At 69.0% G+C, this 18,129-nt stretch carries 16 protein-coding genes and 1 riboswitch; of the genes, 10 read left to right on the forward strand and 6 right to left on the reverse strand.

From position 1 onward, the window contains the following. Positions 1–23 precede the first annotated feature (23 nt). Positions 24–1,067: a homoserine O-succinyltransferase MetX gene (metX, locus tag DX914_RS10260; protein WP_115858878.1), complete on the reverse strand. Its 1,044-nt coding sequence runs from the start codon at positions 1,065–1,067 to the stop codon at positions 24–26. A 67-nt stretch (positions 1,068–1,134) separates the two neighbouring features. Continuing rightward, positions 1,135–1,252: riboswitch (SAM riboswitch) on the reverse strand. Positions 1,253–1,379: 127 nt separating this feature from the next. On the opposite strand from metX, the gene DX914_RS10265 reads away from it, so the two are divergent. From DX914_RS10265 to DX914_RS10285, 5 genes are all read left to right on the forward strand, one after another. After that, positions 1,380–2,477 (forward strand): NHL repeat-containing protein, encoded by a 1,098-nt coding sequence (locus DX914_RS10265; protein WP_115858879.1) that lies wholly within the window; start codon positions 1,380–1,382, stop codon positions 2,475–2,477. A gap of 10 nt (positions 2,478–2,487) precedes the next feature. Continuing rightward, on the forward strand, positions 2,488–3,402 hold the full coding sequence (locus tag DX914_RS10270) for a peptidoglycan DD-metalloendopeptidase family protein (RefSeq protein ID WP_115858880.1): 915 nt from the start codon (positions 2,488–2,490) through the stop codon (positions 3,400–3,402). A gap of 100 nt (positions 3,403–3,502) precedes the next feature. Continuing rightward, positions 3,503–5,107: a peptide chain release factor 3 gene (locus DX914_RS10275; protein ID WP_115859217.1), complete on the forward strand. Its 1,605-nt coding sequence runs from the start codon at positions 3,503–3,505 to the stop codon at positions 5,105–5,107. Next, entirely contained in the window at positions 5,107–5,595 is a 489-nt protein-coding gene (locus DX914_RS10280; RefSeq protein WP_115858881.1) for a hypothetical protein, read from the forward strand. The genes DX914_RS10275 and DX914_RS10280 overlap by 1 nt, the downstream gene beginning before the upstream one ends. A gap of 117 nt (positions 5,596–5,712) precedes the next feature. Next, the gene (locus DX914_RS10285; protein ID WP_115858882.1) at positions 5,713–5,961 is read left to right on the forward strand and encodes a hypothetical protein; all 249 of its coding nucleotides are present in this window, start codon (positions 5,713–5,715) and stop codon (positions 5,959–5,961) included. Positions 5,962–6,039: 78 nt separating this feature from the next. Here DX914_RS10285 and DX914_RS10290 read toward each other — a convergent pair whose 3' ends face one another. Next, positions 6,040–6,666: an aspartyl/asparaginyl beta-hydroxylase domain-containing protein gene (locus DX914_RS10290; protein ID WP_115858883.1), complete on the reverse strand. Its 627-nt coding sequence runs from the start codon at positions 6,664–6,666 to the stop codon at positions 6,040–6,042. A gap of 19 nt (positions 6,667–6,685) precedes the next feature. After that, positions 6,686–7,309: a sulfotransferase family 2 domain-containing protein gene (locus DX914_RS10295; protein ID WP_115858884.1), complete on the reverse strand. Its 624-nt coding sequence runs from the start codon at positions 7,307–7,309 to the stop codon at positions 6,686–6,688. Positions 7,310–7,431: 122 nt separating this feature from the next. Between DX914_RS10295 and trhA the strand changes: the two genes are divergently transcribed. Together trhA and DX914_RS10305 are read left to right on the forward strand one after the other, a co-directional pair. Further along, the gene (gene trhA, locus DX914_RS10300) at positions 7,432–8,145 is read left to right on the forward strand and encodes a PAQR family membrane homeostasis protein TrhA (RefSeq protein ID WP_115858885.1); all 714 of its coding nucleotides are present in this window, start codon (positions 7,432–7,434) and stop codon (positions 8,143–8,145) included. 105 nt (positions 8,146–8,250) lie between these two features. Continuing rightward, entirely contained in the window at positions 8,251–10,230 is a 1,980-nt protein-coding gene (locus tag DX914_RS10305) for an AsmA family protein (RefSeq protein WP_115858886.1), read from the forward strand. Positions 10,231–10,455: 225 nt separating this feature from the next. On the opposite strand, the gene DX914_RS10310 is transcribed toward DX914_RS10305, so the two are convergent. From DX914_RS10310 to mtgA, 3 genes are read right to left on the reverse strand one after another with little or no spacing between them, the layout of a single operon-like run. Beyond that, positions 10,456–10,884 (reverse strand): CBS domain-containing protein, encoded by a 429-nt coding sequence (locus DX914_RS10310; protein ID WP_115858887.1) that lies wholly within the window; start codon positions 10,882–10,884, stop codon positions 10,456–10,458. Next, positions 10,844–11,893 (reverse strand): glycosyltransferase family 2 protein, encoded by a 1,050-nt coding sequence (locus DX914_RS10315; RefSeq protein WP_115859218.1) that lies wholly within the window; start codon positions 11,891–11,893, stop codon positions 10,844–10,846. The genes DX914_RS10310 and DX914_RS10315 overlap by 41 nt, the downstream gene beginning before the upstream one ends. 35 nt (positions 11,894–11,928) lie before the next feature. Then, complete coding sequence (mtgA, locus tag DX914_RS10320; RefSeq protein WP_269204244.1) at positions 11,929–12,669, reverse strand: monofunctional biosynthetic peptidoglycan transglycosylase; 741 nt, start codon at positions 12,667–12,669, stop codon at positions 11,929–11,931. 107 nt (positions 12,670–12,776) lie between these two features. Here mtgA and hslO point away from each other — a divergent pair, with 107 nt between their 5' ends. The 3 genes from hslO to DX914_RS10335 all read left to right on the forward strand — a co-directional run bounded on the left by hslO (position 12,777) and on the right by DX914_RS10335 (position 18,029). Further along, positions 12,777–13,721 carry an Hsp33 family molecular chaperone HslO gene (hslO, locus tag DX914_RS10325; protein WP_115858888.1) on the forward strand — a complete coding sequence of 315 codons (945 nt, stop codon included), beginning with the start codon at positions 12,777–12,779 and terminating at the stop codon, positions 13,719–13,721. A 142-nt stretch (positions 13,722–13,863) separates the two neighbouring features. Then, positions 13,864–14,679 carry an XOO1806 family protein gene (locus DX914_RS10330; protein WP_196778860.1) on the forward strand — a complete coding sequence of 272 codons (816 nt, stop codon included), beginning with the start codon at positions 13,864–13,866 and terminating at the stop codon, positions 14,677–14,679. Positions 14,680–15,140: 461 nt separating this feature from the next. Beyond that, positions 15,141–18,029: a TonB-dependent receptor domain-containing protein gene (locus DX914_RS10335; protein WP_115858890.1), complete on the forward strand. Its 2,889-nt coding sequence runs from the start codon at positions 15,141–15,143 to the stop codon at positions 18,027–18,029. Positions 18,030–18,129: the final 100 nt, after the last annotated feature.

The following is an 18,129-nucleotide window of genomic DNA, read 5'->3' on the forward strand; positions in this document are numbered from 1 at the left end:
GGCCGCTCCGTAGGAATGAATGCTCAGGCGGCCGCCGACGTACAGTCGGCCAACGCTTCGCGAAGAATGGTGTCGATCTGGGACTGTTCCTTCAGGCAGGCGTCGTGCCCGTAGATCGAGCGCAGCACGCGCAGGCGGGTTTCGCCGCGCAGGCGCTCGACCAGGTCGTAGGACTCGCCCAGCGGAATCAGGCGGTCTTCGCTGACCGCGACCACGGTGACCGGAATGCGAATCGCCGTGGGGTCGACTTGCTGCAGGTCGATGGATTCGGACAGGCGCAGGAAGGCGGTGGCCGGCGTGCGCGCCACGTACTTGGCGCCGCAATGGTCCAGGTAGTCCTCGGCGTCCACGCGCACGCGGCCGTCGACCACCTGCGCCGCGCCGAAACGCTCGGCGAATTCCTCCGGCGTGCGGTAGCTCAGCACCGCCAGTTCGCGCGCCAGCGCCAGGCCCTGGGCCTCGTCGCATTGCAGCGCGCCCAGCGCGACCGCGCGGCGCTGCAGCGCGCGCCAGGCGGCGGCATACGGATGGGCGCGGTGAGTGCCGCTGATCGAAACCAGCGCATCCAGGCGCTGCGGATGGCGCGCGGCGAACTGCAGGCCGACCATGGCACCGTAGGAATAACCGACGAAGGCCTGCAGGCGTTCGATGCGCAGCGCGTCCAGCACCGCGGCCACCGCATCGGCCTGATCGGCCGGATCCAGCGCCGCGTCCAGGCTGCCGTCGGCGCCGATCCAGTCGAAGGACACCAGGCAGTAGCGCGACGGATCCAGGGCCAGGCCGCGGCCGACCTGGCTCTCCCACCAGCCCGCTTCCGGATAGCTGCGGCTGGGCGCGAGGTGACGGTGGGCGGAAATGCCGCCGGCGACGAACAGCGCCGGCAGCGCGCGGTCGCCCTGGACCTCGTAGCGCAGCGTCAGCGTGCGCAGTCCGGCATGGCGCAGCGCGAGTTCCACGCGCAGTTCGCCGCGCGCGGCATCGGCGCGTTCGAAGAGGGAGGTGGTGGCGGCATCGAAGCGCTCGTAGGCCAGCGGTTCGGCGTAAGCGGCGGCGGGGGCGAAGCTCATGGCGGGCATCCGAAGTGACGGGAGCCATCGAGCTGCAAGTCGCCGCTACGCCCGCAGGCGTACGCCGCAACCATCTTCCGACCGGCGCGCAGCCTGTCGCAGGAATTGGCACCTTCGCGCGGCTTGCGCCGCGTTGGGTTGCCCCGGCTTCTAAGGGCCTGTCCCTCAGCCGGTCTCGATGGATGGCGCCAGTCTGCCCAGGGCCGGACCGGGTGTCAATCGCTCCATCCGCATATAGCGATAAATCATAAGCGCCCGGCGGACGCGACCGGCATCACAAATCCACACGCCGCCCGCATACACTTGCCGCCCATGACTCTCCGCCTTCTTGCCGCGGCCAGCCTGGCCGCCCTGCTCGCCGCCTGCGCCACCACGCAGCCCGCCGCTCCGCCCGCCAAAGCCGCCGTCGACGGCGCCGCGCTCAAGACCGTGGACGAGCGCTATGTCTCGGTCGAGTCGCCGCAGGAGGAACTGGACTCGCTGGCGACCTGGCCCACCGAGGACGGCAAGACCTGGCTGATCGCCACCGGCAAGTCCACCCACCGCCTGAGCGTGTACGACGCCGACACCGGCGAAGCGCTGCGCACCTACGGCAGCGAGGGCAAGGAACTGGGCCAGTTCGACCGCCCCAACGGCATCGCCGTGTACGCCGACCACCTGTTCGTGGTCGAGCGCGACAACCACCGCGTGCAGGTGTTCGACCTGCCCGACTTCAAGCCGCTGGGCAGCTTCGGCGACGAGCAGCTGCGCAGCCCCTACGGCATCTGGCTGACCGAGACCGAGCCGGGCGAACTGGAGGTCTACGTGACCGACAGCTTCATGTACGGCAAGAAGTTCGACCAGGTGCCGCCGTGGAACGAGCTGGACCAGCGCGTGCGCCGCTACCGCGTGCAGTTCGACCAGGACGGCCGCCTGCGCGCCAACTACGGCGGCTCCTTCGGCGACACCCACGAGGCCACCGCGCTGCGCATGGTCGAATCGATCGGCGGCGACCCCGCCAACGACCGCCTGCTGATCGCCGACGAAGACCGCCGCCACGAGTCCACCCTGCGCGAATACACCTTCAGCGGCCGCTACACCGGCCGCAGCCTGCCCGACCGCGCCTTCGGCGCCGAGGCCGAGGGCGTGGCGCTGTGGACCTGCCCCGACGGCGGCGGCTACTGGATCGCGGTGGACCAGCTGGCGCCGCTGACCATCTTCCACCTGTTCGACCGCACCAGCCTGCAGGCGGTGGGCAGCTTCGAGGGCAAGGTCACCGCGCACACCGACGGCGTGACCCTGCACGCGGCGGCCACCGCGGCCTTCCCCAGCGGCGCGCTGTTCGCCGTGCACGACGACAAAGCCGTGACCGCCTTCGATCTCGCCGAGGTGGCGCGCGCGCTAAACTTGAAGCCGGGTTGCACCGAATAACAGGAACCGCATGATCCGGGGGCTGGGCGCCTTGGCCGTATCGCTGTGCGTGGCGGCTGTGGCCGCCGCGCCGCAGGCGCATGCCGGCAAGATCTACCGTTGGACCGACCGCAGCGGCATCACCCATTACGGCGACCACGTGCCCGACGCCGCGCCGCCGTCCGAGGTCAAGGTGATCCCGGTGCGCAGCGAACCCGGCGCGATCGCGCGGCTGCGCATCGAAAGCGACGGCAGCCGTTATCTGGCCTATGCCGACAACCACCTGTCCGGCCCGATCGAGGTCAAGGTCGACTACTCGCAGAACTTCGGCGGCGGCGCCTCCCTGCTGCCGGCGCGCGCGACCGTGGCCGCGCGCTCCAGCGCCCTGGTCGCGGTGCTCAGCCCGGAGGACTCCGGCCGCGGCGTGGAGCTGCAGATGGAAAGCCTGCCCGGCGATCCGCAGGCGCGCCCGCTCAACGTGGAATACCTGCTGCCGCTGCGCCAGCCCTCGTTCCGCATCGACCAGGGCTACGGCGGGCAGTTCAGCCACACCGACCCGGAGAACCGCTACGCGGTGGACTTCGCGGCGCAGATCGGCACCCCGGTGCTGGCCGCGCGCGAGGGCGTGGTCATGCAGGTGGAGTCGGACTTCGACAAGGCCGGGCTCAACCGCGAGAAGTACGGCGGCCGCGCCAACTTCGTCCGCATCGTCCACGACGACGGCAGCATGGCCCTGTACGCCCACCTCAAGGCCGACGGCGCCCTGGTCCGGGTCGGCCAGCGCGTGCGCGCGGGGCAGCAGATCGGGCTGTCGGGCAACACCGGCTTCACCACCGGGCCGCACCTGCACTTCGCGGTGCAGGTCAACCGGGGCATGCGGCTGGAATCGATCCCGTTCCGGATGACCGGGCCGGCGGGGCCGCTGCGGATTTCGGGCGGGCTTTGAGGGCGCAGGCAGAAGCCCCGTGGCCAAGCCCTGCCCCGCCACCGGCTATAATCCCCGCCCACCTCCCAGCCTCCTGGCGCGCCCGGTGCGCGCCGTCGCCATGTCCGACGTTTCCCTAGAAGCCCTCCGCCGCCGCACCTTCGCGATCATTTCGCACCCCGACGCCGGCAAGACCACGCTGACCGAAAAACTGCTGCTGTTCGGCGGCGCGATCCAGATGGCCGGCAGCGTCAAGGGCCGCAAGGCCGCGCGCCACGCCACCTCGGACTGGATGGCGCTGGAAAAAGAGCGCGGCATCTCGGTTACCTCCTCGGTGATGCAGTTCCCGTACGAGGGCCGCATCGTCAACCTGCTCGACACCCCCGGCCACGCCGACTTCGGCGAGGACACCTACCGCGTGCTGACCGCGGTGGACTCGGCGCTGATGGTGATCGACGTGGCCAAGGGCGTGGAGGAACGCACGATCAAGCTGATGGAGGTCTGCCGCCTGCGCGACACCCCCATCATGAGCTTCGTCAACAAGCTCGACCGCGAGGGCAAGAGCCCGATCGACCTGCTCGACGAAGTGGAATCGGTGCTGGGCATCCAGTGCGCGCCGATCACCTGGCCGATCGGCATGGGCCAGCGCCTGAAGGGCGTGGTCCATCTGGTCAGCGGCGAAGTGCATCTGTACGAGCCCGGCCGCAACTTCACCCGCCAGGACTCGACCATCTTCGCCTCCATCGACGATCCCGGCGTGGAGCAGCGCATCGGCGCGGCCATGCTGGCCGAGCTGCGCGAGGAACTGGAACTGATCGAGGGCGCCTCGCATCCGTTCGACAAAGCCAGGTACCTGGCCGGCGAGCAGACCCCGGTGTTCTTCGGCTCGGCGGTCAACAACTTCGGCGTGCAGCTGCTGCTGGACTTCTTCGTCGAGCACGCGCCCAGCCCCAAGCCGCGCGAGACCACCACGCGCGAAGTGCGGCCCGACGAGGACAAGCTCAGCGGCTTCGTCTTCAAGATCCAGGCCAACATGGACCCGCAGCACCGCGACCGGGTCGCGTTCATGCGCATCTGCTCGGGCAAGTTCAACGCCGGCATGAAGGCCTTCCACGCGCGCAGCGGCAAGGAAGTGAAGCTGGCCAATGCGCTGACCTTCATGGCCAGCGACCGCGAGATCGCCGAGACCGCCTACCCGGGCGACGTGATCGGCATCCACAACCACGGCACGATCTCCATCGGCGACAGCTTCAGCGAAGGCGAAGCGCTGTCGTTCACCGGCATTCCCAACTTCGCCCCGGAACTGTTCCGCCGCGCGCGCCTGCGCGATCCGCTCAAGCTCAAGCAGCTGCAGAAGGGCCTGGCCCAGTTGTCGGAGGAAGGCGCGACCCAGTTCTTCCGCCCGCTGATGAGCAACGACCTGATCCTGGGCGCGGTGGGCGTGCTGCAGTTCGACGTGGTCGCCTACCGGCTCAAGGACGAGTACGGCGTGGACGCCAGTTTCGAGCAGGTCTCGGTGGCCACCGCGCGCTGGATCCGCTGCGGCGACGCCAAGAAGCTGGAGGAGTTCCGCGACAAGAACGCGCTGAACCTGGCCGTGGACGCGGCCGGCGAGCTGGTCTACCTGGCGCCGACCCGGGTCAACCTGCAGCTGGCGCAGGAACGCGCGCCGGGCGTGGAGTTCCTGGCCACGCGCGAGCACGCGCACGCGGTGGCGCTGGACTGATGTCGCTGCTGCGCCAGTGGTGGTCCTACTTGCTGAGCAAGCGCAGCGAAGTCGCCGCGCTGGACTACAAGGACGCCTACATGGCCAAGGTGATCCTGGACATCCACCGCCTGCGCGGGGACAAGGCCCAGGCCCTGGTGCCGCTGCACGCGCTGGCGCCGATCCACCGCATCGACCGCGAGAACGCGCGGCAGGCCACCAGCGCACGCGCCCAGGCACTGGCCGCGCGGCGCGAGGAACTGCTGGCGCGCGGCCGCCTGGACCTGGCCGCGCTGGCCGAGATCATCCCCTCGGTGTCGCAGATCAAGGTGGTGCGCGACGGCGAACGCTGGCTGGCCTTCGAGGGCAACGGCCGCCTCTATGCCATGCTCGAAGCCTTCGGCGAGGGCTGCGCCCTGCTGGTGGAAGTGGAGGAATACCGCTTCGACCGCCCGCACAAGATCCTGCGCCGGCTGCGGCGCGTGCGCCGGCTCAACACCCTGGAATGAGCCGCGTGCGCGGCCGCCGTTAAACCGTCTAGCCGATCACATTTGCGCCGGGGAATCGGCTAGCATCGGTGCACCGCGGCCGGGGGGCCGCGGCCACCAATCAGCAAGGGGAATGCAATGTATCTATTGGGTTTGGCGCTCAGCGTCATCGGCGGGCTGTGGATCGTCGTCAACGCCTTCCGCGAGAGCGTGTTGTGGGGACTGGGGTCGCTGCTGATCCCGCTGGTCGCGCTGGTGTTCGCGATCATGAACTTCGGCCAGAACAAGATTCCGCTGCTGCTGTGCGTGATCGGCGCGGTGCTGATCTTCATGGGCATGCCGTCGATGGCCGACATGGCCGCCGCCGCGCAGGCGCCGGCCGCTTAAGGCATCAGGCAAGACCGGGTCCGCCCGTACGGCCGGTGCGGACCCGCGGCCCGTCCGGCGCGCTGCCGCCGGCGCGGCTCAGCCCTTGGGCAGCCAGTCCGGCTCGGGCTGGTCGCGGTCGTAATACTCGAAGATCAGGTGGATGCGGTCGCTGTCGCCGGCGTTCTCCACCGCATGCACGGCCATGTTGCTGACCTCGGCCGCCTGGCCCTCTTTGAAGTGGTAGCCCACCCCATCGACGAAGAAGGTGACCTGCTCGTTGGTGAGCAGCGGCACGTGGATCTTGTGCGGCCACTTGGCCGCCGGGTTGGCGTCGCGGTGCGGCTTGATCACGCCGCCCGGCGCCATCCGCGCCAGCATCACCCGCGGGAATTCGGCGTTGGCGTAGCCGTAAGGCCGCACCGCCTGCGCCAGTACGGGCTCCAGCAGCTCGCGCCACTGCGCCCACAGCGGGCGGTCGTAGGACTGGCGCCAATCCTGGAAGTTGCTGACGAAGCGGAACACGATGTGCCGGGTCTTGTCCAAGGCCTCGAAGCGGTTGGGCTTGTCGGCGTTCTCCGCGTCCCACTGCGCCTCGGGGATGGCCAGCACGGCCGCGCGCAGCGCGGCGATGTCGACCTGGCCCAGCTGACGCACCGAGGTGGTCTTGCGCGGGTTGGGCGTGAGCGGGCCGGCGAAGGCGGCGGGGCGGGGAGTCGCGTTCATCTGCGTGGCGTCCTCAGGGTCAGAACGAGTAGCCGAACAGTTCCAGATCGCGCTGGTACAGCTCGGTCACGCCGTCGATCAAAGCCTGGTCATAGTAGTCCCGGTAGGCGCCGCGGCGCGAACTGTTGACCTGGCCCAGCTGCGCGTGCGGCAGGCCCAGGCGGTCGCAGATCGCGTCGAACGAGGCCTGCATGTCCTCGACCCGGCCGACCGTGTCGGCCAGCACCCGGCCCTCGGCGTCGGTGACGAAGGTGTGCTGGGGCTGGAACAGCACGTGCTGCATCGGCCGCGCCTCGAACAGCATGTAGCGCATCACCGACTGCGGCCGCTGCAGGAAGGCGCCGTCGGCGCGGGTCATGAACGCGCAGTAGGAAACGAAGCGGTCGTAGGGATTGCGCACGAAGGCGAACTTGAAATAGTCGGCGAACGCCTGCTCGCCCAGGAACGGGCGGATCTGGTCCAGGGTGATGTGGCCGTGCTTGATCGCGGCCAGCTCCTCGAACGGGAAGCGCTTGTTGACGAACAGTCCGACCTGCTCCAGGTCCTGCTCGCTCATGTGCGCCCGCAGCGCCTGCCGCACCGAATGGGTGCCGGTTTTGGGAATTGCGGCGAAGACGAAGCGGTGCTGATGGGAGATGATCATGCGTTAAGGTCGAAGGATTCTTTAAGAACAGGCCCCGAAGATCGTCCTATCCTACGACAGCGCCGCAGGCCGGCGCCCCGGTTCCGAGCATTTGCTCCAACCCGCCCGAGGATGCTGCAACGATGCACAGCGCAGGCCCTGGCAGCGACACCTACGTCCCCGGCGACGCCGCGGCCGCCCCCGCGCACGCCGCCGCCTCGGTACGCGAGGAAATCGCCAACGCCCTCACCCACGGCCTGGGCGCGACCGCCGCCCTGGCCGGCGGCGCGGTGCTGATCACCCTGGCCGCATTGTTCGGCGACGGCTGGCAGCTGGCCGGCGCGATCGTGTTCGGCCTGTGCCTGTTGCTGCTGTACGTGGCCTCCACCCTGTATCACGCGATCCAGCACCCCGTGGCCAAGGCGCGGCTGAAGGTGTTCGACCACTGCGCGATCTACCTGCTGATCGCCGGCACCTACACCCCGTTCACCCTGATCGGCCTACGCGGGCCCTGGGGCTGGGGTCTGTTCGCGGCGATCTGGGCGCTGGCCTTCGCCGGCATCGTGTTCAAGCTGTTCTACACCGGCCGCTTCAAGCTGCTGTCGACCGCGATCTACATCGCCATGGGCTGGCTGGTGCTGGTGGCGATCAAGCCGCTGATCGGCGCGCTCGACGCCTGGACCCTGAGCTGGCTGCTGGCCGGCGGCGCCTGCTACACCCTGGGCACGGTGTTCTACCACCGCCCCTCGCTGCCCTACTCGCACGCGATCTGGCACATGTTCGTGCTGGGCGGCAGCATCTGCCATTACATCTCGGTGATGGCGCAGGTGATCCCCTCGCAGTGGACGCTGGGCTGAACGCTACCCAACAGGTTCACCTTCGCTTTACCGCTGGCTGAGGATGGTGGGGCCACCTGCCACTCAAGCGGTACCGCCGCGCCTGCGGCACGCCGCGACGATCCGATGAATGCGATCCAGCCCGGCGCCGACTCCGGCGCGCCCCGTTCACGGCGAGCCTTCAGCGCGCTGCGCGCGCATCCCGTGCTGACCACGCTGGGCGCATTCCTGCTCGCGCTGCTGGCGCTGATCCTGCTGTGGGACTGGAACTGGCTGCGCGGACCGGTCGAGCGCCAGGTGCAGGCGCGCACCGGCCGCGAGTTCGACATCGGCGGCGACCTGGATGTGGACCTGGATTGGCGCCGCCCCACCATTCGCGCCGATGCGGTGCGCCTGGGCAATGCGAAGTGGGCGCAGCGCCCGACCATGGCCGCGGCCGATCGCCTGCAATTCGATATCGAACTGTGGCCGCTGTTGCGCGGCGATGTGCGCGTGCCCGACATCCGCCTGACTCGCCCGCGCCTGTACCTGCAGCGCGATGCGCGCCACGGCGGCAACTGGAACTTCGGCGGCGGCGGCGGCGAACTACCGGCGTTCCGCCGGGTCTGGATCGAACGCGGCGAGTTCGGTTACCAGGAAGACGCCGCGCGCACCGACATCCGCCTGCAGTTGGACAGCCTGGCGCCGAAGGCCGGCGACGCGCTGCCGGCGATCGCCGCCCACGGCGGCGGCCGCTGGAAGGGCAACCGCTTCGCCCTGCAGGGCCGCGCCGAGTCGCCGCTGGAACTCCAGAACCGCGAACGCCCGTATCGGCTGGACGTGCGCGCCAGCGCCGGCGCCACCCGCGCGCATGCGCGCGGCACCCTGCTGGACCCGCTGCGCCTGCGCGATTTCGATCTGCGCCTGGCGCTATCGGGCCAGGACATGGCCGACCTCTACCCGCTGATCGGCGTGGCCACGCCGCCCACGCCGCCGTATGCGCTGGACGGCCGCCTGACCCGCGACATCGCCGGCGCGCGCACCACCTGGCACTACGACGGCTTCACCGGCAAGGTCGGCGACAGCGACCTGGCCGGCAGCGCCAGCGTCGAGACCGGCGGCGCGCGCCCCTACCTGCGCGCCGACCTGCGTTCGCGCCTGCTGGACTTCGACGACCTGGCCGGCTTCGTCGGCGCCGCGCCCACTGCGGGCAAGGGCGAGACCACCAACCCCGAACTGGCCGCGCTGGCCGCGCGCGAAGACGCCAGCGCGCGCTTGCTGCCCGACACGCCTTACCGTCTGGACAAGCTGCGGGCGATGGATGCCGACGTGCGCTGGAAGGCGCAGCGCATCGAGGCGCCGGGCTGGCCGATCGACGACATGGACGCGCACCTGCTGCTGGAAGCCGGCCTGCTGCGCCTGCAGCCGCTGGACTTCGGCGTGGCCGACGGCCGCATCCGTTCGAACATCCGCATGGACGCGCGCAATGCGCCCATCGCCACCCGCGCCGAGATCGACGCGCGCGGACTGACCCTGGCCAAGCTGATGCCGAAGGTGGAACTGGCGCGCGACGCGATCGGCAAGGTCGGTGGCCGCATCGCCCTGAGCGGGCGCGGCAACTCGGTGGCCGACATGCTCGGCACGAGCGACGGCGACGTGGCCGTGGGCATGGGCCCGGGCCGGATCAGCAACCTGCTGATGGAGTTCACCGGCATCGACCTGGCCGAGATCCTCAAGTTCAAGCTCACCCACGACCGCCAGATTCCGATCCGCTGCGCCTTCGGCGATTTCGCAGTGCGCCAGGGCGTGATGCATACGCGCGCGCTGGCCTTCGACACCAGCGACACCCTGCTGGTCGGCAACGGCGACATCGACCTGCGCAACGAGCGCCTGGACCTGACCCTGCGCGCGCGGCCCAAGGACCGCAGCCTGCTGAGCCTGCGCTCGCCGCTGAAGGTGTCCGGCACGTTCAAGCAACCCAGCGCCAAGCCCGACTACGCGCGCCTGGGCCTGCGCGGTGCGGCTGCGCTGGCGCTGGGCACGATCGCGCCGCCGGCGGCGCTGCTGGCGACGATCGAGTTGGGGCCGGGTCGCGATGCGGATTGCGGCGGGCGTGCGCTGCAATGAACGCGCAGGGTTGAAGGGATCGCGTTAATACCCCGACCTCTCGACCCCTACCCGTCATTCCGGCGAAAGCCGGAACCCATTGTGCTTTCGCTCCGCTGCGCTTGCGGGGGAACGCCAGAGCAAGATCAAAATGGGTTCCGGCGTTCGCCGGAATGACGATGTTGGAATGACAACGCTGTCGGTAGCGCGCGCTGTTGGCAGAGCGCGCGGGATGCCGGCGAGAGCTCAGCTGGCGATATAGCGCTGCAGCTGATCCAGCTCCAGCTGCTGATCCTCGATGACCGCCTTGACCAGGTCGCCGATCGAGACCACGCCAATCACCTGCGCGCCCTGCAGCACCGGCAGGTGGCGGATGCGGCGTTCGGTGACGATCTGCATGCAGCGCTCGGCGCTGTCGTCCAGGCCCACGCTGACCACCTGCGCGGTCATGATGTCGCGCACCGGCGTGTCGGCCGAGGAGCGACCCTGCAGCACCACTTTGCGCGCATAGTCGCGCTCGGACAGGATCCCGGCCAGCTGCGATCCCTGCATCACCAGCACCGCGCCGATGCGTTTTTCGGCCATCAGCCGGATCGCGTCGATCACCGGCGCGTCCGGGCCGATGGCGAAGACTTCAGGGGTTTTCGCTTCGAGCAGTTGCCGCACGGTACGCATGGCCTTCTCCTTCCGGCGCGGACGGGGGCAGGGCCCCGAGTTCCGAGGATGGCCCCGAGGATACTCCTGCCGCCGGCAACCAGGTGTCGACGAGATACAGCGGCCGCTGCTTGGACTCCTCGTACAGCCGGCCCAGGTACTCGCCGATCAGGCCCAGCGCGATCAGCTGCACGCCGCCCAGGAACAGGATCACCGACATCATGGTCGGCCAGCCCGCGACCGGGTCGCCCCACAGCAGCGCCTTGGCCACCACCCACACGCCGAAACCGAAGGCCAGCAGGGCGGTGGCCAGGCCCAGGTAGGTGGCCAGGCGCAGCGGCGCGGTGGAGAAGCTGGTGATGCCTTCCAGGGCCAGGTTCCACAGCCGCCAGAAATTGAACTTGCTGGCCCCGGCCACGCGCGCCTCGCGGTGGTAGGGCAAAGCCACCCGGTTGTAGCCGACCCAGCCGAACAGGCCCTTCATGAAGCGGTGGCGCTCGCGCAGCTGGCGCAGGCCTTCCAGCGCGCGCTGCGACAGCAGGCGGAAGTCGCCGGTGTCGGCGGGAATCGGCGTCTTCGACAGCCGCCCGATCACCCGGTAGAACGCGTGCGCGGTGCTGCGCTTGAGCCAGCCCTCGCCCTCACGCTCCAGGCGGGTGCCGTAGACGTCGTCGTAACCCTCGCGCCACTTGGCCACGAACTGCCCGATCAGTTCCGGCGGATCCTGGCCGTCGGCGTCCAGGATCAACGCGCCGCCGCGCTCGACCCGGTCCAGGCCCGCGGTCAGCGCCAGCTCCTTGCCGAAGTTGCGCGACAGCCGCAGCAAGCCGATACGCGCATCGGCGGCGGCCAGGTCCTGCAGCACCGCCCAGGTCCGGTCGCGGCTGCCGTCGTCGACGTAGAGCACGCGCCCGTCCACGCCCTCGCCGGCCAGCGCGTCCAGCGCCGCGGCGATGCGCGGCTGCAACAGCGGCAGGCTCTCGGCCTCGTTGTAGGCGGCGACGACGACCGTGAGCAGTTCGCGATTCATGCCCGGCATCATAGCGGCGCGCCCGCGCGCACGGTTCAATCGATTTGCTTGAGGTAGCCGTTGCCGCCGATGTAGCGCATCTGCCGCTGGATCGCGTTGGCGCGCCGCTGCACGTAGGGGCCGGGGCGGGCGATGCTGTAGCGCTTGGGGTTGGGCAGCACCGCGGCCATGCGCGCGGCCTCGGCCGGGCCCAGGCGCGCGGCGTCCTTGCGGTAATAGGTGCGCGCCGCGGCCTGCGCGCCGTACACGCCGTCGCCGAACTCGGCGATGTTGGCGTAGACCTCGATGATCCGGTGCTTGGGCCACATCGCCTCGATCAGCAGCGTGTACCAGGCCTCGATGCCCTTGCGCACCCAGCTGCGGCCGCTCCACAGGAACAGGTTCTTGGCGGTCTGCTGGCTGATCGTGCTGCCGCCGCGCACCTTGCGGCCGCGGGCGTTGTTCTTGCGCGCCTTCTCGATGGCCTTGAGATCGAAGCCGAAATGCTCGGCGAAGTTCTGATCCTCCGAAGCGACCAGGGCCACCGGCACGCTGGACGACATGTCCTCCAGGTCGCACCAGTCGTAGGCCACGCGGAAGCCCAGCTCGCCCTCGCCCCAGGCCTGGACCTGGCGCGCGGCCATGAAGGCGCTGAACGGCGGGTCGACGAAACGCAGCACCGCCACCTGCAGCACCGTGGCCGCCAGCCACAGGAACGGCAGGGCCATCAGCCAGCGCAACCAGCGACGGCGGCGCCTGGGCGGCGGCGCGGCGGCGCCCTCGGTCACGACTTGCACAGCGCGCACTCCATCCCCATCTTGCCGGTCTCCCCTTCACACGGTCCCGCGCATTATCCGTTATCGGATAAGCATCAAGCGCGCGCGCCGCCGCACGAGTCCCGCCGATGAACGATTCCAGCTCCCCCCGCCCCGGCCCGGTCGCCGACCACGACCGCCTGACCCGCTTCCTGATCGAGGGCGCCGGCGTGCGCGGCGTGCGCGTGCACCTGGACCGCACCTGGGCGCAGATCCGCGAGCGCGCCGACTACCCGCCGGCCGCGGCCGAACTGCTGGGCGAGGCCGCCGCCGCGGCCGCGCTGTTCACCGGCCACGCCAAGGTCGAGGGCCGGCTGTCGGTGCAGTTGCGCGGCTCCGGCGCCCTGCGCACCCTGTTCGCCGAGTGCACCGCCGCCGGCACCCTGCGCGGCATCGCCCAATTGGCCGAAGACGGCGGCCCGGTCTCGCGCGACCTGCGCGAGCTCGGCCCGGACGCGGTACTGGCGATCACCATCGAGAACCCGCCGGTCGGCGCGCGCGCCGGCGACGGCCGCGAGCCGGCCCGCTACCAGGGCCTGGTCGCCCTGCAGGCCGACTCCCTGGCCGGCGCCTTCGAGGACTACTTCCGCCAGTCCGAGCAGCTGCCGACCCGGCTGCTGCTGGTGGCCGACGAGCGGCACGCGGCCGGCCTGATGCTGCAGAAGCTGCCCGGCGACGCCGGCGACGACGACGGCTGGGCCCGGGTCGGCGCCCTGTTCGACACCCTGCAGCCGGCCGAACTGCTGACCTGGGACACCCAAACCCTGCTGACCCGGCTGTTCCACGAGGACGGGGTGCAGCTGCTGGGCGGCAAGCCGCTGAGCTTCGCCTGCTCCTGCTCGCGCGAGCGGGTGGCGGCCATGCTGGTGTCCCTGGGCCAGGACGAGGCCCAGGCCGCGGCCGAGGCCGGCGACGGCGAGGCCCGGATCCGCTGCGAATTCTGCGGCCAGAGCTATACCTTCAACGGCGAGGAGATCGGCCGCCTGTTCGCGGTGGCCGCGGCCGAACTGGAGGCCCCGGAGCGGTTGCAATAGCAACCTTCACACCGGCGTCGCGGTTTGTTAAATAAACATAAACCGTCTATGATCGCTCCAAGGTTCTAGGGGAACTTGACCGGCTCCGCCCGGTCGTATCGTCACCATGCACGCACGCTCGCTACGCCTATCGCTCGCTTTGATGCTCGCCCTCGGCGCGGCATCGGGCGCGCATGCGCAAGCGTCCAAGCGCGCGGAAGCGACGTATCTGCCGGTCTGGAACGCCAACGGCAAGGTCGAATACCTGCTCCAGCTCGAACCCACCGCCACACCGGTGGCCGGTGCGCGTTGGCGCGTGGGCAGCAATTCGCTGGATGCGGCCTTCGGCCTGGATGCAGGCGATACCCTGGGCCTGGTCTGCGACCGCAAGACCGGCTTGGCCGGCGCGATCGGCAACCTCGCCAATCACTGCATGCTCGCCGCCTTGGACGACGACGCCGACCGCAGCGCGCGCCAGCTCACCGCCGGCGCCGCGCTCACCCGCCCCGGCGGCAAGATCGGCCTGACCCTGGGCAACGCCAAGGACAGCCTGCCCGCCTGGCTCAGCCCGAACGGCCGCAACAGCAAGCTCGACCAGAACACCCTCACCGTCTACGGCCAGAAGAACATCGGCCGCGAAGCGACGGTGTCCATCGGCGGCACCTGGGCGCGCGCGCGCCTGATCCCGGCCGGCGAAATGCCGACCCTGGCCGACCGCTGGAACAGCAAGAGCCTCACCATCGGCGCCGGCTACGGCAACTTCGGCGCCAACATCGTCGGCCGCGTGGTCGACACGCCCGGCCAGCCCGGCCAGTGGGAAGGCCTGGGCGTCGGCCTGACCTGGCGCACGCCGTGGAGCGGACAGCTCACGGTCGGTGCCGAGAACGTGGTCACCCGCGGCAAGAACCCCTTCGCGCCGAACAACGGCGACAAGGACGAGGGCACCGTGCCCTACGTCCGCTACGAGCAGGACCTCTAAGCGTCCTCGCCGCTCGGCCCGCGCCTGTTCCGATCGCTGCATCCGTCCGCTGAATGCGGACCACTGAATTTCGTCCGACATCCGTGGCGACTTGGCCGACAGGCGGTCGCTTTTGCGTTTGGCGGCCTGGCGCAGATCCTGCGAGCCCACTCCTGTCGTAAGACGGGTCAACATCACTGCAGGCGTCGCAAATCATTCGCCGCGCCCTCCATCGTTGCAATTTTGCAAATAAAGCGCGCCCGGAAATAAGCATTCGCTTCAGAAAAAGTGTCCGTTAGAGCTAGCACTCGAAACGCCAGCTGAACGGCGTGAAGGTTTTGTCAAAAGACGACGTTTAACGACACTTTAATTATCGGAACCATACGGCTAGCATCCTGCGCACCTTGCAGGAATTGGCGTCTGATTTGACTCCACCAGCTTGGTCCCATGGGTACCACCATTCCGATTTTCTGGAGAGAGAGATGACCTTCAAGACCACCCAGCTCCGCGACGCGATCACTTTCGCGATCGCCGTGGGCGCCACTGCCGCTGCCGGCACGGGTGTGGCCTTCGCTCAGGAAGAGAGCAAAGACGCCACCACCCTGGACCGCATCGAAGTGACCGGCTCGCGCATCAAGCGCGCCGACATCGAAACCTCGCAGCCGATCTTCTCGCTCAGCCGCGAAGACATCACCGCCCAGGGCCTGACCTCGGTCGGCGACGTGATCCAGAACATCACCTCGAACGGCTCGACGCTCAACAGCACCTTCAACAACGGCGGCAACGGCGAAACCCGCGTCAACCTGCGCAACATGGGTTCCAACCGTACCCTGGTGCTGGTCAACGGCCGCCGCTGGGTCGGCGGTAACGGCCTGGGCGGCGCGGTCGACCTGAGCACCATCCCGACCGCCGCGGTCGAGCGCATCGAAGTCCTGAAGGACGGCGCCTCGACGATCTACGGCTCCGACGCCATCGCCGGCGTGGTCAACGTGATCCTGCGCCAGAACTTCGAAGGCGCCGAAGCCAATGCCTACATCGGCGCGTTCGACAAGGGCGACGGCGAGCGTCAGGCCTACGACTTCACCATCGGTACCGCTTCGGACCGCTGGAGCGCGATGCTGGGCATCGGCTACGTGAAGGAAGAGCCGGTCCGCGCCGGCGACCGCGCGATCTCGGCCGTGCCGAACTTCGGCGCCACCGCCGGCTTCGGCGCGTCGGGCACCACGCCGCAGGGTCAGTTCTCGCTGGCCGGCGGCCGCCGTCCGGACGGCACCACGGGCACCTTCATCCCGACCCCGACCGGCGCCAACCCGGGCGCGTTCCGTCCGTTCACCCCGACCGACGCCTACAACTTCGCGCCGGACAACTACCTGCTGACCCCGCAGGAGCGCCGCTCGCTGTTCGCGTCCGGCACCCTGGATATCACCGACAACCTGCGCTTCAAGACGTACATCACGTACAACGAGCGTCTGTCGGAGCAGCTGCTGGCCGCCAGCCCGATCACCCTGGGCACCGCGGCTCCGGGCACCAACGGCGCCAACATCTCGATCTCGGCGCAGAGCATCTACAACCCGTACGGTCAGGCCGTCACCGGCATCCAGTACCGTCCGACCGAACTGGGCGGCCGTAGCTTCAACCAGGAAGTGAACACCTTCGTGTTCAACGGCGGCCTGGAAGGCAACTTCAACGTCGGCGAGCGCACCTGGGACTGGGAAGCCGGTTACTTCTTCGGCGAGAACAAGCGCTACGACACCACCTTCGGCCTGTACAACATCAGCGCGCTGCGCAATGCGCTGGGCCCGTCGTTCCGCGACGCCCAGGGCGTGGCCCGCTGCGGTACCCCGACCGCGGTCATTGCCGGCTGCGTGCCGCTGAACCTGCTCAGCGGCGGCGGCGGCTTCACCCCGGAAATGGCGGCGTACTCGGGCTTCGTCGCGCACGACACCCGCGGCTACAAGCAGAAGACCTACTACGCCAACGTCGGTGGCGACCTGTTCGACCTGCCGGGCGGCGCGCTGGCCTACTCGTTCGGCCTGGAACACCGCACCGAGTCCGGCTTCGACCAGCCCGACGCGATCGTCAACACCGGCGACACCACCGGCAACGCCCGCAAGGCGACCTCGGGCGGCTACTCGCTGGACGAGGCTTACCTGGAACTGGCCGTGCCGGTCCTGGCCGACGTGCCGTTCGCCAAGCTGCTCGACTTCTCGATCGCCACCCGTTACTCGGACTACAGCAACTTCGGCGACACGCTGAACAGCAAGTTCGGTTTCCGCTGGAAGCCAATCGACGACCTGATGATCCGCGGCAACTGGTCGGAGGGCTTCCGCGCTCCGTCCGTGGCCGAGCTGTTCACCGGTCAGTCGGACACCTTCCAGAACATCACCGACCCCTGCAACGGCTCGCTGCAGGGCGTGCCGAACGGCAACCGTCCGGCCGCTTGCGCCGGCATCCCGGGCTACAACCAGGTCAACACCCAGATCCGCACGACCACCGGCGGCAACCCGAACCTGGGCGCGGAGAACTCCACCTCCAAGACCCTGGGCTTCGTGTACAGCCCGAGCTGGGCCGAGGGCCTGGACATCTCGCTGGACTGGTGGGAAGTCGAGATCGAAAACGCGATCTTCACCCAGACCGCGCAGGCGATCCTGGACAACTGCTACCGCAACGGCACGGCCAGCGCTTGCGCGCTGATCACCCGCGCGGCTGACGGCCAGATCTCCGGCCTGCAGGCGACCCCGTCCAACATCGGTACGATCTTCAACGAAGGCTACGACCTGACCGTGGGCTACCGCCTGCCGGAAAGCGCGTGGGGCAAGTTCCGCTTCGTGTGGGATACGACCTACCTGGTCAAGTCGACCACCGACGTCAACGGCGACGGCATCGTCTCCGAAGATCCGGTGACCGGCGAAGGCGGCAACCTGGCCGGCGAATACCAGGGCGGTTCGGCGCGTTCGAACAACTGGCGCATCCGCTCCAACCTCTCGGCGCATTGGGAGAAGGGCGACTTCGGCGCGAGCTGGTTCGTCCGTTACTACTCGGGCCAGGAAGAGTCCTGCGCCACGATCGCCGCGTCGCAGTGGGTCAACCTGTGCTCGGATCCGACCCGCTTCACCAACCTGGACGGCAACGACCCGGGTACGGCTCCGGACGGCCCGCGCGCGCGCCCGCAGAACCACATCGGCGCGACCACGTACCACGACGCCAGCGTGTTCTTCAATGCGCCGTGGAACGCCCGCATCACCGTCGGCCTGAACAACGTCTTCGACAAGGATCCGCCGCGTTCCGCGTCGACGTTCGCCAACAGCTTCGACCCGCAGTACGAACTGCCGGGCCGCTTCATCTACTTCCGCTACTCGCAGAAGTTCTGATCGGACACGGTTTTTCCAAGGCAGTAATCGCTACGGCCCCTTTTGGGGCCGTAGCTTTTTCCGGGGTGTCTCAAATTCTCGTGAGATGGCCCGCAGTCAG

The organism is Lysobacter silvisoli (genome assembly GCF_003382365.1).
GTDB classification, from domain to species: domain Bacteria; phylum Pseudomonadota; class Gammaproteobacteria; order Xanthomonadales; family Xanthomonadaceae; genus Lysobacter; species Lysobacter silvisoli.